16 protein-coding genes and 1 pseudogene are annotated in these 18,248 nt (G+C 51.9%); 9 read left to right on the top strand and 8 right to left on the bottom strand.

The features are described 5' to 3' along the window. Positions 1-303: 303 nt before the first annotated feature. Both pdxB and K2G43_RS03850 read left to right on the top strand, forming a co-directional pair. Entirely contained in the window at positions 304-1,350 is a 1,047-nt protein-coding gene (pdxB, locus tag K2G43_RS03855) for a 4-phosphoerythronate dehydrogenase PdxB (RefSeq protein WP_297642556.1), read from the top strand. Positions 1,351-1,413: 63 nt separating this feature from the next. Beyond that, a complete protein-coding gene (locus K2G43_RS03850; RefSeq protein WP_300153023.1) occupies positions 1,414-3,228 on the top strand; it encodes an LTA synthase family protein in 1,815 nt (604 codons plus the stop codon). Positions 3,229-3,467: 239 nt separating this feature from the next. Here K2G43_RS03850 and K2G43_RS03845 read toward each other — a convergent pair whose 3' ends face one another. After that, the gene (locus K2G43_RS03845; RefSeq protein WP_300153022.1) at positions 3,468-4,691 is read right to left on the bottom strand and encodes a permease; all 1,224 of its coding nucleotides are present in this window, start codon (positions 4,689-4,691) and stop codon (positions 3,468-3,470) included. A 158-nt stretch (positions 4,692-4,849) separates the two neighbouring features. On the opposite strand from K2G43_RS03845, the gene K2G43_RS03840 reads away from it, so the two are divergent. Then, complete coding sequence (locus tag K2G43_RS03840) at positions 4,850-5,272, top strand: transcriptional repressor (protein ID WP_297642550.1); 423 nt, start codon at positions 4,850-4,852, stop codon at positions 5,270-5,272. A 50-nt stretch (positions 5,273-5,322) separates the two neighbouring features. On the opposite strand, the gene purN is transcribed toward K2G43_RS03840, so the two are convergent. Then, on the bottom strand, positions 5,323-5,889 hold the full coding sequence (gene purN / locus K2G43_RS03835; protein WP_297642549.1) for a phosphoribosylglycinamide formyltransferase: 567 nt from the start codon (positions 5,887-5,889) through the stop codon (positions 5,323-5,325). Between the two features lie 150 nt (positions 5,890-6,039). Between purN and K2G43_RS03830 the strand changes: the two genes are divergently transcribed. From K2G43_RS03830 to rnc, 3 genes are read left to right on the top strand one after another with little or no spacing between them, the layout of a single operon-like run. Continuing rightward, complete coding sequence (locus K2G43_RS03830) at positions 6,040-6,276, top strand: acyl carrier protein (protein WP_297642548.1); 237 nt, start codon at positions 6,040-6,042, stop codon at positions 6,274-6,276. A gap of 22 nt (positions 6,277-6,298) precedes the next feature. Then, the gene (gene fabF, locus K2G43_RS03825) at positions 6,299-7,564 is read left to right on the top strand and encodes a beta-ketoacyl-ACP synthase II (RefSeq protein WP_297642546.1); all 1,266 of its coding nucleotides are present in this window, start codon (positions 6,299-6,301) and stop codon (positions 7,562-7,564) included. Between the two features lie 4 nt (positions 7,565-7,568). Then, the gene (rnc, locus tag K2G43_RS03820) at positions 7,569-8,441 is read left to right on the top strand and encodes a ribonuclease III (protein ID WP_300153021.1); all 873 of its coding nucleotides are present in this window, start codon (positions 7,569-7,571) and stop codon (positions 8,439-8,441) included. Positions 8,442-8,515: 74 nt separating this feature from the next. Here the strand turns inward: rnc and K2G43_RS03815 are convergent, their stop codons facing one another. Continuing rightward, positions 8,516-9,526 carry an ATP-dependent 6-phosphofructokinase gene (locus tag K2G43_RS03815; protein WP_300153020.1) on the bottom strand — a complete coding sequence of 337 codons (1,011 nt, stop codon included), beginning with the start codon at positions 9,524-9,526 and terminating at the stop codon, positions 8,516-8,518. Between the two features lie 212 nt (positions 9,527-9,738). Here K2G43_RS03815 and K2G43_RS03810 point away from each other — a divergent pair, with 212 nt between their 5' ends. Then, positions 9,739-11,256 carry a GH3 auxin-responsive promoter family protein gene (locus K2G43_RS03810; protein ID WP_300153019.1) on the top strand — a complete coding sequence of 506 codons (1,518 nt, stop codon included), beginning with the start codon at positions 9,739-9,741 and terminating at the stop codon, positions 11,254-11,256. 183 nt (positions 11,257-11,439) lie between these two features. Here K2G43_RS03810 and mnmA read toward each other — a convergent pair whose 3' ends face one another. The 3 genes from mnmA to K2G43_RS03795 all read right to left on the bottom strand — a co-directional run bounded on the left by mnmA (position 11,440) and on the right by K2G43_RS03795 (position 14,874). Continuing rightward, the gene (gene mnmA / locus K2G43_RS03805) at positions 11,440-12,486 is read right to left on the bottom strand and encodes a tRNA 2-thiouridine(34) synthase MnmA (RefSeq protein ID WP_297642540.1); all 1,047 of its coding nucleotides are present in this window, start codon (positions 12,484-12,486) and stop codon (positions 11,440-11,442) included. A gap of 158 nt (positions 12,487-12,644) precedes the next feature. Further along, positions 12,645-13,799, bottom strand: coding sequence for a nucleoside recognition domain-containing protein (locus K2G43_RS03800; protein WP_297642538.1), 1,155 nt, complete (start codon positions 13,797-13,799; stop codon positions 12,645-12,647). Between the two features lie 43 nt (positions 13,800-13,842). Beyond that, a complete protein-coding gene (locus K2G43_RS03795) occupies positions 13,843-14,874 on the bottom strand; it encodes a porin (RefSeq protein WP_297642536.1) in 1,032 nt (343 codons plus the stop codon). Between the two features lie 408 nt (positions 14,875-15,282). Between K2G43_RS03795 and K2G43_RS03790 the strand changes: the two genes are divergently transcribed. Then, positions 15,283-16,659: an MATE family efflux transporter gene (locus K2G43_RS03790; RefSeq protein ID WP_300153018.1), complete on the top strand. Its 1,377-nt coding sequence runs from the start codon at positions 15,283-15,285 to the stop codon at positions 16,657-16,659. Next, positions 16,656-17,402, top strand: coding sequence for a M15 family metallopeptidase (locus K2G43_RS03785; RefSeq protein ID WP_297642533.1), 747 nt, complete (start codon positions 16,656-16,658; stop codon positions 17,400-17,402). Before K2G43_RS03790 ends, K2G43_RS03785 begins: the two co-directional genes overlap by 4 nt. Here the strand turns inward: K2G43_RS03785 and K2G43_RS13505 are convergent. Both K2G43_RS13505 and K2G43_RS03780 read right to left on the bottom strand, forming a co-directional pair. Next, positions 17,392-17,610 (bottom strand): annotated as a pseudogene (locus K2G43_RS13505) (hypothetical protein); the annotation flags it as partial. The gene K2G43_RS03785 and the pseudogene K2G43_RS13505 sit on opposite strands and share 11 nt — an antisense overlap. A 382-nt stretch (positions 17,611-17,992) precedes the next feature. Further along, positions 17,993-18,070, bottom strand: a complete 78-nt coding sequence (locus K2G43_RS03780; protein ID WP_297642558.1) for a hypothetical protein — start codon at positions 18,068-18,070, stop codon at positions 17,993-17,995. Positions 18,071-18,248: the final 178 nt, after the last annotated feature.

Below are 18,248 nucleotides of genomic sequence, written 5' to 3'. Positions count from 1 at the left end.
AACTCCACTCCCTAGGACCGAAGAATGTCCGAAGAACGTCCGAAGAACGTCCGAAGAAACTACGGAGCAGGTAAGGGGCGGAAAAGACGCAGACAAAAAGAACAGAGCATAATAGATTTTTCGGGAGGGGAACGCCCTATGTAAACAATTTTAATTCTCAAATCCACTCAGAGGAATTATCAACCGACAAATGGGATTTAAACTGCTTTAAAAGAACCGTGGGCATCAAAGAAATAAAAAAAGGCAATAATTGGACATGTCGAAAAGTTTGCTTAGCTTTGTCATCCCATATAGACAGAGCCTATGAAAGTCATCATCGACAACAAGATTCCTTTTATCAAAGAAGCCATCGAACGGATAGCCGACAGCGTGGTCTATGCGCCCGGCAAGGACTTCACCCCGGAGTTGGTGAAAGATGCCGATGCCCTGATTGTCCGCACACGCACCCGCTGCGACCGCGAGTTGCTGGAGGGGAGCAACGTACGCTTCATAGCCACCGCCACCATCGGCTTCGACCACATCGACACGGACTACTGCCGGAAAGCGGGCATCGCCTGGACCAATGCGCCCGGGTGCAATTCGGCCTCCGTGGCCCAATACGTACACTCCGCACTCCTGCTGCTGGAGCAGACCGGGGGCAGGAAGCTGGCGGGAGCCACCATCGGCATCGTTGGCGTGGGAAATGTGGGCAGCAAGGTGGCACAGATGGCACACGGCCTGGGACTGAAAGTGCTGCTGAACGACCTGCCGAGACAGGATCGCGAGGGAAGCGCCGACTTCCGCTCCCTGCAGGAGTTGGCCGAGCGATGCGACATACTGACCTTCCACGTCCCTCTATATAAAGAAGGAAAATACAAGACCTTCCATTTAGGCGATGCCGCCTTCTTCCGTTCGCTGAAACGCCGTCCCGTCCTCATCAACACCTCACGCGGGGAAGTAATCGAGACACAAGCGCTGCTGGACGCACTGGAAAGCGGACAGCTGTCGGATGCCGTCATTGACGTTTGGGAGAACGAACCGGACATCAACCTCACCCTATTGAATAAGGTGTTCATCGGAACTCCCCACATTGCCGGCTACTCCGCAGACGGGAAGGCAAACGCCACACGCATGTCGCTGGACGCACTGTGCCGCTTCTTCCACATCGAAGCCGACTATCGCATTCTTCCGCCTCAGCCGGAACACGCCGTGATTGCCGCAAGCACACCCGCAGAAGCCTATCTGCAAATGTACGACCCGCAACGAGACAGCGAAGCCCTGAAAGCGCACCCCGAACTCTTCGAAAAGCTGCGCGGCGACTACCCGCTAAGAAGGGAGAAAGAGGCGTACACGGTCATTTACGAACATTAACATAAAAGTCATAGGTATTCCTAATATATGTGGTACCTTTGTGTGCATTATATACAATGCACGATGATGAAAAAATATATTCGCTATGGCAATCCGCAGAGTTGGATGATTGATAAGTTCACTTGGCTATTCGGCACAAGCATCTTCCTGAAATTCATTTTGCTCAACGTCATTTGGTGTATCTACACAACTTTCGCCCCGTTTTCCCATTACGAATTATACGCCACCAACCTCATCGCCACGATGGTACTGCTGACCCCATATTCCCTCTTCCGATGCTGGAAGGTGCAGGGCGTGGTACTTTTCTTACTTGATATGCTGTTCATCGCCAACCTGATGTATTATCGCACCTACTATACCGCCATCCCCCTGAGCAGCTATCTACTGGCGGGAAACCTGGCAGATTTCACCCAAAGTGTCTATGACTCTGTGCGTTGGTACGATTCACTGTTTCCCGTTTCCACCATCGCCACCCTCTACATCTATATCAGAATCAGAAGAAAAGAGAGCCCACGCCGGACGATATGCCTGCCCTGCCTCACCACACTTGCCCTCCTCTGCATCGTGTTCGGCATCACCTTACAACTGCAAGGAGGTTTCAAGCAAAAATACGAAGAAGCGAGATTCCACTCCCGCCTCTATGCCTGCTGTGTTCCCATGTACACACTCTTCGGCGGGATGTACTACGACCTGATCGAAACAGCCCCCGCATTTACCCCGGAGAAGCGGCAAGAGATAGAGACATGGCTCGCCCAGAAGCCCCCGATGCAACCTCTTCCGCCAACCACCTCGCCCCGGAACAACTGCATCGTCATCCTTGCCGAATCACTGGAGAGCTGGGTGCTGGAACAAACCGTAGAGAATCAAGAAATCACCCCCTACCTCAACAATCTGCTGAAAGACTCCACCACGTTATATGCCCCGCACATGCTGACACAGGCGAAAGGAGGGCGCTCCATCGATGCGCAACTGCTGCTGTGTGCCGGTCTGCTGCCCCTCAACACAGGTGTCTATAGCGTGTTCTATCCCGACAACCTCTACTACTCGTTGCCCAAAGCCCTGAAAGAGAAGCGGAACACACGCAACTACTTGCTGACCATCGATAAACAGAAAATCTGGAACCAGGGAGCAATCGCCCGGAGTTTCGGCATCGACACCATCCTCTCTCATCCCGACTTTCAACTGACCGAAGCATACGGCAGCCGCAAACGTGTGAGCGACGGCTCCTTCTTTGCCCAATGTCAGGAAAAGATGGAGAAAGGAGAAGTCTGGAAAGAGGGAGAGAACGTCTATCTGCAATTCGTCACCCATTCGGGACACACCCCTTTCCACATACCCAACGAATGGAAACAGGTCTCGTTCTCCCCGTCCATCCCCGAAGTGATGAACAACTATATGACCGTTGCCAACTACACAGACAGAGCCATCGGCAAATTCATCGAGTACCTAAAGACGCGCCCCGAATACGCGGAAACCCTGATAGTCATCGCAGGCGACCACGAGGGATTGGCAAGCTACCGCAACGAATTGTGCAACACCCCTGCCGGCAAAGGTATCGTCTCCGACAAGCAATTCACCCCGTTCATCGTCGTCAACTCCCCCGTAGGGATGCGCTATGAAAAGGTAATGGGACAAATCGATATGTATCCCACGCTACTGAACCTGTTGCAACTGGATGACTATCATTGGACCGGAATGGGGCAAAGCATCCTCAACCCGCAAAAGAAGGGATTCGCCGTCGGCTCTCAAATGAATGTCGAAGGAGAAGAAACAGACGGACAAGCGTTGGAACGAGCACGCGAAGCACACATCGTATCGGATATGATCATCCGGTTCGATTATTTCAACAAGAAGGATTCGACAGGAGTGTCAAAATAAAGATTAAAGCCGTTGGCGGAATTAAATCAGCAAAGAAATCACTCCTGCAATTCCCCCTATATTCATCGGTTTGACAGACACTTGCGTCTGTCGTCTCAAACACTTGTGTCTGTCAGCTTGAACACAAGTGTTTGTCACGCTGAACACAAGTGTCTGTCAGCCTATTTTTCAACACCAGATAATCAACACATTAGAAACAGCAATCTGCAAATTAATTCCGCCAACAGGCAGATTAAAGCTTATTCTTCTACATCAAACCCCGCTTTCCGAACCGCAGCAATGACATCCTCGTCCTTCTGCCCACCTTCGACAAACGCCTTGCCGGTAGCGAGATCGACGCTGACCTGCGTCACTCCTTCGACGGCCTCGATGCTCTTCATCACCGCCGCCCGGCAATGCGAGCAGTTCATCCCCTTGATGGTATATTCCCTGGCCTTCGGAGAGGAGGTTGCAGCAGCATGCGTGTGCCCCTTTAGAAAGGCGACAACGAGCAACACCACCAGAAAGATGGAGCAAAGGGTGGGAAACCAATCGACCCCGTGACGATGTGCCGCCACCGCCTGCATGTTTGCAAGACTGAACCATTCGGCAGGCAACAGATAGTCGATGGCCAGTCCGAACGCGATGGCACCGATGATGATAGAGGCCAGATAGAGGATGGTGGACTTACGCCCCATCTCTCTGGAGATTAAAGTGAATGAGGCGAAATTCGCCGCCGGTCCCGCCATCAGAAGCACCAGTGCGGTGCCCGGCGAGAGTCCCTTAAGCATCAGCGACATGGCGATGGGGATGGAACCTGTGGCACACACATACATCGGAACGGCGATAATCAGCACCGCAATCATCGAGAAAATCGGCCGGCTGCCAAGAACGGAGAAGAAGTCGGCAGGAACATAAACGGTAATCAACGCGGCCACAATCAGTCCCGTCACCAGCCATCCCCCGATGCTGCCCACAAGGTCGATATAGCCATACCTCAAGGCATCCAGGCATTTTTCTTTCCAACTCCTCCCATCGGGTGCCTCGGCCTCCTTCTCCGCGGCAGGCACCCCGGCGGCATCTTCTTTTTCCGTCTTGCCCACGGCGACACCCCCCAATATGGCCGTGACAAGGGCCGCAATGGGACGGATGAGAGCGAAGGCAGGTCCGAGAAGCGACCAGGTGGCGGCAATACTGTCGATACCCGTCTGCGGAGTGGCCACAAGAAAAGCCGTGGAAGCTGCCCTCGACGCTCCGTTACGGCGCATGGCGATGGCGGTGGGCAGCACCCCGCAAGAACAAAGCGGCAGCGGAATGCCAATCAACGCCGACTTGACCACCGCTTTGAAGCCCGTCCCGGAAAGATGACGCGCAAAAGTTTGCTGCGGAACAAAGGCGTGCATGACGCCTGCTATCAGAAAGCCCAACAGGATGTAAGGCGACATTTCGTTGAGCATAAACAGTAGTGAATTCAGAATTTCCATATCTATAAATTTTCAGTATCCGGCTTTTCCGCCGTGGATTGTTTTTCGGAGTCGCAAAGTTATGTCATTTTCCATGCAACCCGTTTGCAATTTTAAGGTGAAGCTTTTGCCATCCGATTACTGCTATTTTATAGTATCTTTGCCGAAAAAAATTAATCATGAAGGATTCTATCGATATATCCGGTTTCCTGAGCCAGAAAGGAATCAAGCCCACTCCCAACCGGACGCTTGTCCTCAAGGAGTTGCTGAAGACAGCCTCTCCCGTCAGTCTTGCCGACTTGGAGAAGGCACTCTGCACCATAGACAAGGCGAGCATCTTCCGCGTGCTCGAGCTTTTTGCCGAAAAGGATGTGGTGCATCTCATCAACGATGGCAGCCGCTCGCTGAAATACGAGGTGTGCCCCAACGACCACCACAGCATCAGCGACCAGCACGTGCATTTCTATTGCGAAAAGTGCGAGAAGGTCTATTGCCTGGAGAACATTCCCATCCCTTCCATTCCCGTTCCGGACTCTTTTCATGTAAAGTCCGTCAACTTCATGCTGAAAGGGGTTTGCCCTAAGTGCGCGAAAAAGGCATAGCCGGACAGAGGCATCCTGCGGAGACAGCTGTCCGGCTATGGGAGACGAGCCTATTGCAGCAACTCTGCTATCACCCGCGGATAGTGCTCGTACTCCAGCCGGTGGATGCGTTGCGCCAGCTCTTCCGGCGTATCTTCGGGCAGCACCGGACATTTCACCTGGCAGATAACGGCTCCTTCGTCATAGCGCTCATTGGTATAGTGGATGGTAATTCCGCTCTCCTTCTCGCCTGCGGCAATCACAGCCTCGTGCACACGGTCGCCATACATCCCCTTCCCGCCGAACTTAGGCAGAAGCGAAGGGTGTATGTTCACCATCCGGTCAGGATAGGCGTGCAGGATATTGTCAGGCACACGTGCCAGGAAGCCCGCCAGTACCACAAAATCTATCTGATAGTCGCGGAGCGTGGCCAACACCTGCTCCCCGCTTTCCCAATCGCTCTTGCCAAAACAGGCGCAAGGCACTTCCAGCTTCTTGGCACGCTCCAACACGAATGCGTTCTGCCTGTTGGTCAGAACCAAAGCTACACACGCCGAGTCTTTTTCCCGGAAATAGCGGATGATATTCTCGGCATTCGTACCGCTTCCCGATGCTAAAATTGCAATGTTTTTTCTCATAACTTCTTACAATTGATGCACAAAACCGTGAAAAATGTGCAAAAATCTATATTTAGTTCATTAAATATTTGCGAGGTATGATAAATATTCATTCCTTTGCAGCGCAAATTTAAAGAAATAAAACAAATTATTAATTAAAAACTTAAAGTTATGTCTGAAATTGCAGCAAGAGTAAAAGCAATAATCGTCGATAAATTGGGCGTAGAAGAATCAGAAGTTACTAACGAAGCAAGCTTCACTAACGACCTGGGAGCAGATTCTCTTGACACTGTAGAACTTATTATGGAATTCGAAAAAGAGTTCGGTATCTCCATTCCCGATGACCAAGCTGAAAAGATTGGCACTGTAGGCGATGCTGTATCTTACATCGAAGAACACGGACGGTAATTTAATCCATTTATCTTATCACATGGAATTAAAAAGAGTTGTAGTAACAGGTCTTGGCGCCATTACTCCCATTGGCAACAGTGTTTCCGAATTCTGGGAAAATCTGGTGAATGGGGTTAGTGGAGCAGGACCTATTACTCATTTCGATGCATCCCTTTTCAAGACTCAGTTTGCATGCGAAGTAAAAGGCTTCGATGCAACCAAATATATAGACCGTAAAGAGGCCCGCAAGATGGACCGATATACACAATTCGCCATCACGGTGGCCAAAGAAGCCGTAAGCGATTCTGGTCTTGACATTGAGAATGAGGATTTAAACAGAATTGGAGTTATCTTCGGTGCCGGAATCGGCGGTATCCACACTTTCGAAGAGGAAGCAGGAAACTACGCCCTCAACGGCAAAGAGATGGGTCCTAAGTTCAATCCGTTCTTCATCCCCAAGATGATTTCGGACATTGCAGCCGGACAGATATCTATCCTGTACGGTTTCCATGGCCCCAACTACTCGACATGTTCCGCATGTGCCACTTCTACAAACGCCATCGCCGATGCTTTCAATCTCATCCGTCTGGGTAAGGCCAACGCCATCGTGACCGGCGGTTCGGAAGCTGCCATCGCCGCTTGCGGAGTAGGCGGTTTTAACGCCATGCACGCCCTGTCAACCCGTAACGACTCTCCCGAAACAGCTTCCCGCCCGTTCAGCGCAAGCCGCGACGGATTCATCATGGGTGAAGGCGGCGGTTGCCTGGTATTGGAAGAACTGGAGCACGCCAAAGCACGCGGTGCCAAAATCTATGCGGAAGTGGGCGGCGTAGGCATGTCGGGCGACGCTTATCACCTCACCGCCTCCCACCCCGAAGGATTGGGAGCCAAACTGGTGATGCAGAACGCATTGGAAGATGCGGAAATGAAACCCGAGGAGATTGATTACATCAATGTGCACGGCACATCCACTCCCGTAGGTGACATTTCGGAAGCCAAAGCCATCAAAGAGGTATTCGGTCAGCACGCTTACGAGTTGAATATCAGCTCCACGAAGTCAATGACCGGTCACTTGCTGGGCGCTGCCGGTGCGGTAGAGGCCATCGCAAGCATCCTTGCTATCAAGAACGGCATTGTACCTCCGACCATCAACCACGAAGAGGGTGATAATGATGAGAACATCGACTATGACCTGAACTTCACGTTCAACAAGGCACAGAAGCGCGAAATCAATGCGGCTCTGTCCAACACGTTCGGATTCGGCGGTCATAATGCATGTGTTATTTTCAAGAAATACGCAGAGTAAGGTCGTGTTACGTAACCAAATAGACAAAATAAGGCTCCTGTTCCATAGGGACAGAGAGTCTTATTTTTGTTTCTACCGAATCCTCGGTTTCTTTCCACGCAACATCAAAATATACCAGCAGGCATTGTTGCACAAATCCACCTCCCTGCGTTCGGAGAAGGGACGACCCATCAACAACGAACGGCTGGAGTTTCTGGGCGATGCCATCCTCGACGCCATCGTGGGCGACATCGTTTACAAGCATTTCGAAGGCCGCCGCGAAGGTTTCCTCACCAACACACGTTCCAAAATCGTACAGCGGGAGACACTGAACAAGCTCGCCGTGGAAATCGGTCTGGACAAGCTGGTAAAATACTCCACCCGCTCTTCCTCGCACAACAGCTACATGTATGGCAACGCTTTCGAGGCCTTTATCGGCGCCATCTACCTGGACCAAGGCTATGAACGTTGCAAGCAGTTCATGGAAAAGAAGATTTTCAAGAACTACATCGACCTGGACAAGATGTCGCGCAAGGAAGTGAACTTCAAGTCGAAGCTCATCGAATGGAGCCAGAAGAACAAAATGAAAGTCTCCTTCGAGCTTATCGAGCAACTGCTTGATAAGGACTATAACCCGATGTTCCATACCGAAGTGCGCATCGAAGGCGTGTCGGCAGGAACCGGTACGGGATATTCCAAGAAAGAATCGCAACAGAATGCCGCCCGAATGGCACTGAAGAAAATCAAGGGTGACAGCACCTTCATGGAGGAGATTCAGACAGCCAAGGAGCGGAACCATGCTGCAGAGACTACCCCGGCAACAGGCATCGAAGAAGCCATTGAAGAAACCGCTGTGGGAGAAACTCCTGAAGCGAAAACAGCACAAACGACACCTTAGAAAACAGCCTCCCCGCCGTAACAGCGGAAGAGGCTACAACAAAATTTCTGAGAAAGGAAATGACGGGAAAAGATTTATCCGAAGCAGATTCCCATCCTACGTCCCTGCACCACCAAGTCATTGTCTTCGGTCACCAACTTTAGTTTGCCTGCAATCTCCTCAAGCGGTGCGGAACTTATCTCATTCCCCTTCAACGTAACCATCCGGCCAAACTGCCCGGTGGCAATCAGTTCCGTGGCATGTCCGCCCATGCGGGTGGAGAGGTTGCGGTCGAAAGGCGTGGGCGACCCTCCGCGCTGTATATAGCCCAACACCGTCTCGCGGGTCTCGATGCCGGTCTCATACTCTATCTCCTGTGCGATATATTCGGCGGCCCGCTTCCTGCCATCGGTCTGTATGCCTTCGGCAACCACCACGATGGAGTAAGGCTTCCCCTTCTTCAGGCGGTTCAGGATAGTCTCGCCAATGATGTGGATGTCATAAGGAATCTCAGGTATCAGAATCACATCGCCGCCGCCTGCCATGCCCGAGTAGAGGGCAATCCAGCCTGCCCTATGCCCCATCACCTCAATCACCATCACCCGCTTGTGCGAACTGGCGGTACTGTGCAAGCGGTCGATGGCATCCGTAGCGATGCTGACGGCGGAGTCGAAGCCGAAAGAGAAGTCGGTCCCCCAGATATCGTTGTCGATGGTCTTGGGTACGGAGACGATGTTCAGCCCCATCGCGGCGAGTTTGGCAGCAGTCTTCTGCGTACCGTTTCCACCGATACAGACAATGCAGTCCAGCCCCATTTCCTTCACATTCTGCTCTATCAAAGCGGGCTTGTTCACGCCATCCATCAGCCCCCCTCTCTTGAAAGGCTTCTCGCGCGAAGTGCCTAGTATGGTGCCACCCAGATTCAGCAATCCTGACAAAGATTTCTCAGAAAGCGCCTCCACATCTTTCGTCAACAATCCCTGAAAGCCGCTGTGAATACCTATTACTTCCATTCCATAATGATTGATAGCTGTTTTGCATACGCCACGGATAGTGGCATTGATGCCGGGACAGTCGCCTCCTGAAGTCAAAATTCCGATTCTCATATAGATAATGTGATAAATGTGCAAATGTGATAAATATGGTAATGTAACAATTGGCTGCGCTGTCATGCCGTATGGTCATTGGCATATTAGCACCTTCTTCGCATTTGCACATTAATTCCCGCCGTAAAGATAGAAAAAAAAGAGAAAAAAGATAGAGATGCCGATAAATAAGATTACTTTTGCGGTTTAAAAATAAGATTTCATAAAGAACGATGAATATCACCAAGCTTCTGAATAAGGCATATTTCGCCCCCCGCCTGAAAGAAATCGAGCAAGCATACACCCATCATGCCGGTGAATTGCAACAGCGTGTGCTGCAACGCCTCGTCCGAATGGCGGAAAACACCGAATGGGGAAAAAAATATGACTACGCCTCCATACACACATACGAAGACTTCAAAAAGCGTCTTCCCATACAAGCCTACGAAGAGATAAAGCCTTACGTCACCCGCCTGCGCGCCGGTGAGCAAAACCTGCTTTGGCCTTCGGAGATACGCTGGTTTGCCAAGTCATCGGGCACCACCAACGACAAGAGCAAGTTCCTGCCCGTCAGCCGGGAGTCGTTGCAAGACACGCACTACCAGGGTGGCAAGGATGCCGTGGCCATCTATTTGGGACAAAACCCCGAAAGCCGCTTCTTCTCCGGCAAAGGACTCATCTTAGGAGGCAGCCACGCCCCCAACCTGAACACCAACCACAGCCTGGTAGGCGACCTCTCCGCCATCCTGATAGAGAACATCAACCCGCTGGTGAACCTCATCCGCGTGCCAAGCAAGCAAACCGCCCTGATGGAACACTTCGAGCCAAAGATAGAAGCCATTGCCAACGAAACACTGCACGCCAACGTGAGCAACCTGTCGGGCGTGCCCTCCTGGATGCTGGTGCTCATCAAACACATCCTCCAAAAAAGCGGCAAGCAAAGCTTGGAAGAGATATGGCCCAATCTGGAAGTCTTCTTCCACGGCGGTGTGGCATTCACCCCCTACCGCGAACAATACAAGGAGGTGATACGCAGCAGCAAAATGCACTACGTGGAGACCTACAACGCTTCCGAAGGCTATTTCGGCACCCAAAACGACCCTGCCGACCCCGCCATGCTGCTGATGATAGACTACGGAATCTTCTACGAATTCATCCCGCTGGAAGACGTAGGCAAGGAGCAGCCGCGCATCTTCTGCCTCGAAGAGGTGGAACTGAACAAGAACTATGCCATGGTCATCTCCACCTCAGCCGGATTGTGGCGCTATATGATTGGAGACACAGTGAAGTTCACCTCGAAGAACCCCTACAAGTTCGTCATCACCGGACGCACCAAACATTTCATCAACGCCTTTGGCGAAGAGCTGATAGTGGATAACGCCGAAAGAGGAATCACCAAGGCCTGTGCCGCCACAGGCGCATTGGTTTCAGACTACTCCGCCGCTCCCGTATTCATGGACGAGCACGCCAAATGCCGCCACCAATGGCTGATAGAGTTCACACAGATGCCGGACGACTTAGGAAGATTCGCCCAAATACTGGATGACACCCTGAAAGAGGTAAACTCCGACTACGAGGCAAAACGGCAAAACAACCTTGCCCTGCAACCGCTGGAAGTCATCGTTGCCCGCAAGGACCTGTTCCACGACTGGCTGGAAAGCAAAGGAAAGCTGGGCGGACAGCATAAGATACCGCGCCTGAGCAATACAAGGGAGTATATCGAAGAGATGCTGGAACTGAACAATCGCTAAAAATATAACATAAAGTCCTGCTTCTTCCCATGATTGAGCAGGCTTTATTTTTCGGTTTGACAGACACTTGTGTTCAAGATGATAGACACTTGTGTTCAAGACGACAGACACAAGTGTTCAAGATGACAGACACAAGTGTCTGACAGGCATAAAATAAATCGCTGAAAAACAAAGGAATAGACATCATACTATAATTCCTCCCCCCAGCAGCAACCCCGCATCATCATAGAAAGCCGCCGCCTGCCCCGATGCGACAGACTCCAACGGCTCTATCAGGCGGACATGCAACAAGCCTTCCACGGTGAGCGTCACCCGACAACGGTTCGCCTGCTTGCGGTAGCGTATCTTCACGATGACGGATGCCGCCTGCAACACACGGCATCGGTCCACCAGATTCCACTCCTTCAGCCACATCTCCTGCTTGTAGAGGGAGGAGAGCGGTGCCAGCACCACTTCGTTTCGTTCTGCTGAAATCTCTTTGACAAATACCGCCTTATTCAGTTGGAGCCCCAATCCCCGACGTTGACCGACAGTATAAAAAGGATAACCTTCGTGCCAACCTATCAAGACACCGGTCTCATCTACAAACCGCCCCTTGCCGGGCAGCAGCTCCGCAGGCACTTCGCTCCGCAGGAAGGAACGGTAATCCAACGGGCAAAAGCAGACACCGACGCTGTCTTTCTTCATCGCCACCTGCCGGAAACCGCGGACAGCCGCAAAAGCACGGGCTTCCGCTTTGGTGATGTCGCCCATCGGAAGCAACATGCGCCGCAAGATGTCCTGCTTCAAGCCCCACAGAAAGAAGGTCTGGTCCTTGTCACGGTCGGCAGCAGGAGCAATGTAGCACTTCCCGTCTTGCAGAACCTTGCGGACATAGTGTCCGGTAGAAATCCAGTAAATACCCTTTTCGTCGGCTATTTGTGCCAGCAGCGGCCACTTCAGTTCGTTGTTACAGAGGGTGCAGGGGACGGGCGTATGCCCCGACAGGTATTCGGAGATGAAGTAGCGGATGATGCGCGACCGGAACAACGCACGGGCATCGTAAGTGATATGCTCCATGCCCAGCCTCGAAGCCAGCGCACGGGCATCGTCCAGATATCCCGTCTCTCCGTCCTTCTCATAGAAACGAAACGTCACACCGATTACTTCATAACCGGCTTCCTGCAAACGAATGGCAGCAACGGAGCTGTCCGTACCGCCGCTCATGCCTAAAAGGACGCGTTCTTTCATAAGGAGGGGTAGATGTGTCAAAACATGCATTCCGCATTCTTTTAGGCACGGATTACACGGATTTACACGGTTTTCTTCTTGATTAATCCGTGTAATCCGTGCCTAAAATCTATCATTATGTCAGTTCCTTTTCGTTTTGACACACCTCCAACTAAAAATTATAAGCAAATCAATTCATAAAGCAGATAGGCCCAATGTGCCACTATGGCTGCCACCACACCACCGATGGTATGAGCCAGAATGGCTTTGGGAGTAAGGTCGCGATAGCCCAGCGAGTCGAGCATGGCGGTATGCGTGCTCAGGTAGCCACTCCAGCACATACCGATGGCAGTGAACACGGCAATGGCATTCCCGTCCACCCATCCGTGGCTGAGGAAATTGGGCACCAGGCTCAAGGCGGCACCTACCGCACCCAGAGCGGTGATGGGGAAGGCAATCAGGTGCGGGTCTTGGAAGCCGAACAGCCACTCGAAGAGGAAGCCTATTTTGTTGGCAAGCCAAGGCAACAGCTCCACACCCTGATAGGCGGAACCGTCATAAGCACCATCGGCACCCGCGCCAAAGGTGAAGAGCATCACGAAAGTAGAGATAATCAGCACACCGGGGATGATGGCAATGCCCACATCCACACCGCCGCGTCCACCGTCAAGCAACGCATCGAGCAGACGGATAAAGAGGCTTTTCTGCTGTTGCTCATCCTCTTCCTTGGCTTCCTTCTCGCTCACCTCGATGGCATCTTCGGTGGCATAGTTGGGATAAGCCTTCACCACAAAACGCTGCATCAGCCTCGTGGAGCAAATGCAACCGCAGCAGGCACCGAACAGCCCGATGAAGGGAGAGACATAAAAGCCCTGTCCCACCATGAACACGATGACCAGCAGTCCCATGCCGAAAGCCGTACCGAAATTGGTCAGCGAGATGAACTGATACTTCTTGAAGTAAGTGGCAAAGCGCTTGTCGTGTGCCAGCGAGATGATGGCGGGATTGTCCGACAGAAACGTCATCACGGCACCCAGCGAGGCCACGCCCGGAAGGTTGAACAGCGGGCGCATCAACGGACGAAGCAGTCGCTCCAGCATCTTCACCACGCCGAACTCCACAAACAACTTGCCGATGGCACCCGTAAGCACACAGATACTCATCAGGTAGAACACCGTATTCAGCAACAAGTCGTGAGCGGTCTTCATCATGGTGTTGAGCATGTTGGGCAGTCCCATGATGGAAGCCAGATAACCAAAAATAAGAACAACTGAGAGCAGGCACATAACCCCACTCGGAAAGCCGATTTTCCTTTTCGTAGAATTGTTTTTCATTTCTTTTATAGAGATAACAGAGTTAGTTGATAAAACATCGTCATTACTTGCCATAAGAGAGCAGATGCAGCTTCCAGGTGAGGCCCACATTGACATACAGATGCTTGTCAGTCAAAGCGCCGCTCGGATTGCCGTTCTTGCCGGTGGTATAGGCCGCACTGGCATGAAGACGCACCGTGTTCTTCTGCGCCTTGAGGGGATAGAAGTGGATGCCTCCGCCGAAAGAGGTCAGCTCCGTGCCGGGCAGCACGCAAAGGTCGGCCGCCACATCCGTACGATTCACATCATACGTCGCTTTGGCATATACCTCCAGCTTGGGAAGGCAAAAACACGAGAGTTCCGCCATCACGGAGCAGTCGCGGAAGAAGTAAGGCTGATGGGCGGCGGCACGGTTCATGAAGTCGAGCTGCAAGGCGGCGTTGCCCAAGGCGAGCCGGTTGCCCAACGCAACATAACTGATGTATTTCTTAGGAGCATACTCCATCAGGTTGAGGGAGTAGAGCGTGCTGAACGGGCCGTGGTTGCCTGCCCAGAAGAGGTTGTAGGCAAAAAGGTCGCCATGCCGGTCGTTGCGAAAAGGGCTCCCGCAGAGCTGTGCCGTCAGCTTGTCGTTCCCCTTGGTTGTGGTGTAGGTCACGCTTCCGCCAAACTGGTAGCAAGCGATGTTGTTCCAATACTCCGAAGCCATAAAGATGTCGATGGGGGCACTGTCGTATTCATATCCTCCGATGAGCACCACCTGCTTTCCGGCAGCCATGCTCCAGTGCTTGTCGGCCCGGTAACTGAGATAAATCCAATCGGTGGCATCAAAGAAGTTGGAATTGGAAATCCCTTTGTTCAGGCGTTGCCGCCACGAGTAGGAGAAATAAGAGTTCAGGGTGCCTTCAAACTTCAGGTTGAGGTAGTTTCCCTTGATTCCGGTTCTGTCACTCAGCTTATCGCCATCCACCGATTCCCGGTTATATCCCATACGAGTTTCGGCTCCAATCTCCACGGTAGGTTTCACTTGTGCATACCCTGATGCAACGACACATGCCATACATAAGGCCACGAGCAGGTTCATCCCTCTTTTCATACAATACTTCTGTTGCTTTTCTTTGTTGATATAGATATTCAATTTTTATGCAAAAGTAAGGAGTCTTTTCGAAATAGAGGGCTTTTTAAGCCAACAAAATAACATCTATGCACCAAAAAAGTGTTTTTCCTGCCTTTTGGACAGAAAGAAATGTTCATCACTTGTTTTCTTGCGATGAACGTTTCTTTTTTCCTTGTAAACGTTTACGTAAGCTACCGGTCACTTCCCGCTCGCTTTCACCTGCCATCTTCCAGGCCGATGTGGGGAGGGCTGCACCCACCAAAAAAGCCACGATGAAATCGCTTTTATTTAAGAAATGCCCAAAAGTATGCTAATTGTATAAGGAATGTAACAAAGCAGGGCTTTTTCTTGTAACTTTACCGCCAATTTACAACGAAAGAACTTCCAATGACGAACAAATACGAGGAAAGACTGGGCACAGAACGCATCCTGCCGCTCATCTTCAAGATGGCACTCCCGACGGTTGCGGCGCAACTTGTCAACCTACTCTACAGCGTGGTGGACCGCGTCTATATCGGCCACATCCCGGGCATCGGAACCGACGCGCTGGCGGGCGTGGGCGTGACCACCTCGCTCATCATCCTGATTTCGTCCTTCTCCGCCATCGTGGGAGGAGGAGGCGCGCCACTGGCAACCATCGCCCTCGGACAAGGGGAACGGACACGGGCAGGCAAGATATTGGGAAACGGATTCACACTGCTGGTTGCCTTCACGCTGCTGACCACCCTGCTGTCGTATGCCTTCATGGAGCCCGTCCTGCTCTTCACAGGAGCGTCGGAGAACACGTTGCAGTATGCGGTGGACTACCTCTCCATCTATCTGACGGGGACGCTGTTCGTGCAAATCTCCATCGGACTGAACAATTTCATCAATGCGCAAGGCCGCCCTTCCATCGCCATGTGCTCGGTGCTGATTGGTGCGGGAATCAATATCCTCCTCGACCCCCTCTTCATCTTCGGACTGGATATGGGCGTGAAGGGGGCGGCGCTTGCCACGGTCCTCTCGCAACTATGCAGTGCGGCATGGGTGCTGCGCTTCCTCTTCTCCCGACAAGCCTCCCTCCCCCTGGAGCGGCGCTACATGAAGCTGGAACGGAAGATAGTCCTCTCCATCCTGGCATTGGGAGCATCGCCGTTCATCATGTCGAGCACGGAGAGCCTGGTGGGCTTTGTGCTGAACAGCAGTCTGAAGACCTTCGGCGACATCTACATCAGCGCCCTGACCATCACACAGAGCGCGATGCAGTTTGCAGGAGTACCTCTGGTGGGATTCGCGCAAGGCTTCGTGCCCATCGTGAGCTACAACTACGGGCACGGCAACAAGGAGCGTGTGAAAGAGTGCTTCCGCATCGCGCTGGTGACGATGTTCTCGTTCAACCTTCTCCTGATGCTCTGCATGATTCTGTTCCCCTCCGTCATCGCCTCCGCCTTCACCAACGACGCGCGGCTGATTGACACCGTCTGCCGGACGATGCCGTTGTTTCTGGCGGGCATGACCATCTTCGGCTTGCAGCGTGCCTGCCAGAACATGTTTGTGGCATTGGGCCAGGCAGGCATCTCCATCTTCATCGCCCTATTGCGGAAAATCATCCTGCTGATACCGTTGGCATTGCTGTTGCCCCATTTCATGGGAGTGACGGGTGTCTATGCCGCAGAAGCCATTTCAGACGCCACGGCGGCCATCTGCTGCACGGCTATCTTCTTCTGGCAATTCCCGAAAGTATTGAAACGAATTGAACATCAAAACATATCACCGAAAAGATGAAACCACTACTGCCCCTCTGCCTCGCCCTCCTTCTGCTCTCCACCTGTCGAAAGCAAGGAGAAAAGGAAGCACTCCATACGACAGAAAGTAAAGAAGAAATAGCCGTGGAGGAAGAAGTACTTGCCCTCCCCGCCAAAAGCCTTACCGCCCTCTATCTCGATTCCCTCGGCCTCCTGAACATAGCTGAAGCGGACAGCACCATCGCCATCGACCTGATGTACACCCACGCCGACAACTTCACCGGAACCATACTCTACGACAACCTGCGGGAAGCCTACCTGCATCCCGATGCCTTGGAAAGCCTGCTGAAAGCGCAACAGCTGCTGAAAGCACAGCATCCCGCCTACAGCCTCATCGTCTATGACGCCGCCCGCCCCATGTCCGTACAGCAGAAGATGTGGGACACGGTGAAAGGCACGCCCCGCTACCTCTACGTCTCCAACCCCGCCCGCGGCGGCGGGCTGCACAACTACGGGCTTGCCGTGGATATCAGCATTCTCGATGACCGGGGAACTCCTCTGCCCATGGGCACCCCGGTGGATCATCTGGGCAAGGAGGCGCACATCACGCAGGAAGCCTCGCTGGTGGCACAAGGCAAAATTACCAAAGAGGAAAGGGAAAACCGACTGCTGCTTCGGCGAATCATGAAAGAGGCGGGCTTCCGCCCGTTGCCTACGGAGTGGTGGCACTTCAACCGTGTCAGCCGGCAGGAGGCGAGGGAGAGGTATAGGGTTATTCCGTGAGCAACAGACACGACTTTATATAATCCTCTATCTCTTGAGTTGTCACCGCATAGACAGGTTCAAGCTGTTCAAAATGCGCATCCCGTGTGAAACGGGAACCATTGGTGAGCATTGCCAACAGATTCTTGGATTTCAGCTTATGCCCAGAATAGGTCAATGCCAAAGATATCAAGTCATTGATAAGTATGCCGGATTTCAATATCGAATAAGACTTGCAAGGTATGTGGAGCCAGACCTTTCATCCGAACATCTTATTAAAATGACGGGGTGCCATTGACTTGATGTAGGCATCCGGTCTCTTTGCCTTGAAATAGTACCAGGCAAAAAAACGATTCAGTGTATAGAGATATTCCTCTTGAGGAACAAGGTAATCAAGCCATACTTGCTTGATTTTCTTGAAAAGGGAACCGAAGTTAACACATAAAACCAGTATCTTTGCACCCACATTCAACCAAGCCTATGACACTCTCCGAAGAAACCCTCCGCTTCATCCGCACGCACAGCCCCTTCCTTGCCATACAGTGGAGAACATTGAGAAGCTCTTCCAACACCCCTTCGAGTTTCCACTTGCAGAAATAGTAGTAAACTGTTTACCAAGGGGCAAAGTCGGAAGGCAGCATTCTCCATTGACAGCCGCTCTTGCTGATATAGAATAGGACGTTCAGCATTTCTCTGAGACACTTTTTCTGGCTCTTTCTTGTGGTTCTACAATATATTTGATAACTTGCCACCGCTTTTCAGTTAGGTTGGTTGAATAATTGCTCCTAATTATTTGTTTTGCAACCATGAAGTTACGGGAATACATCAATTAGCAAACTGATTAACAGGAAAATATAAATAATTCAA

Origin of the sequence: Bacteroides sp. (assembly GCF_029057325.1) — a bacterium.
Lineage (GTDB): Bacteria > Bacteroidota > Bacteroidia > Bacteroidales > Bacteroidaceae > Bacteroides.
Note: the sequence above shows the minus strand (reverse complement) of the source record. Positions and strands in the feature narration are given on the sequence as shown.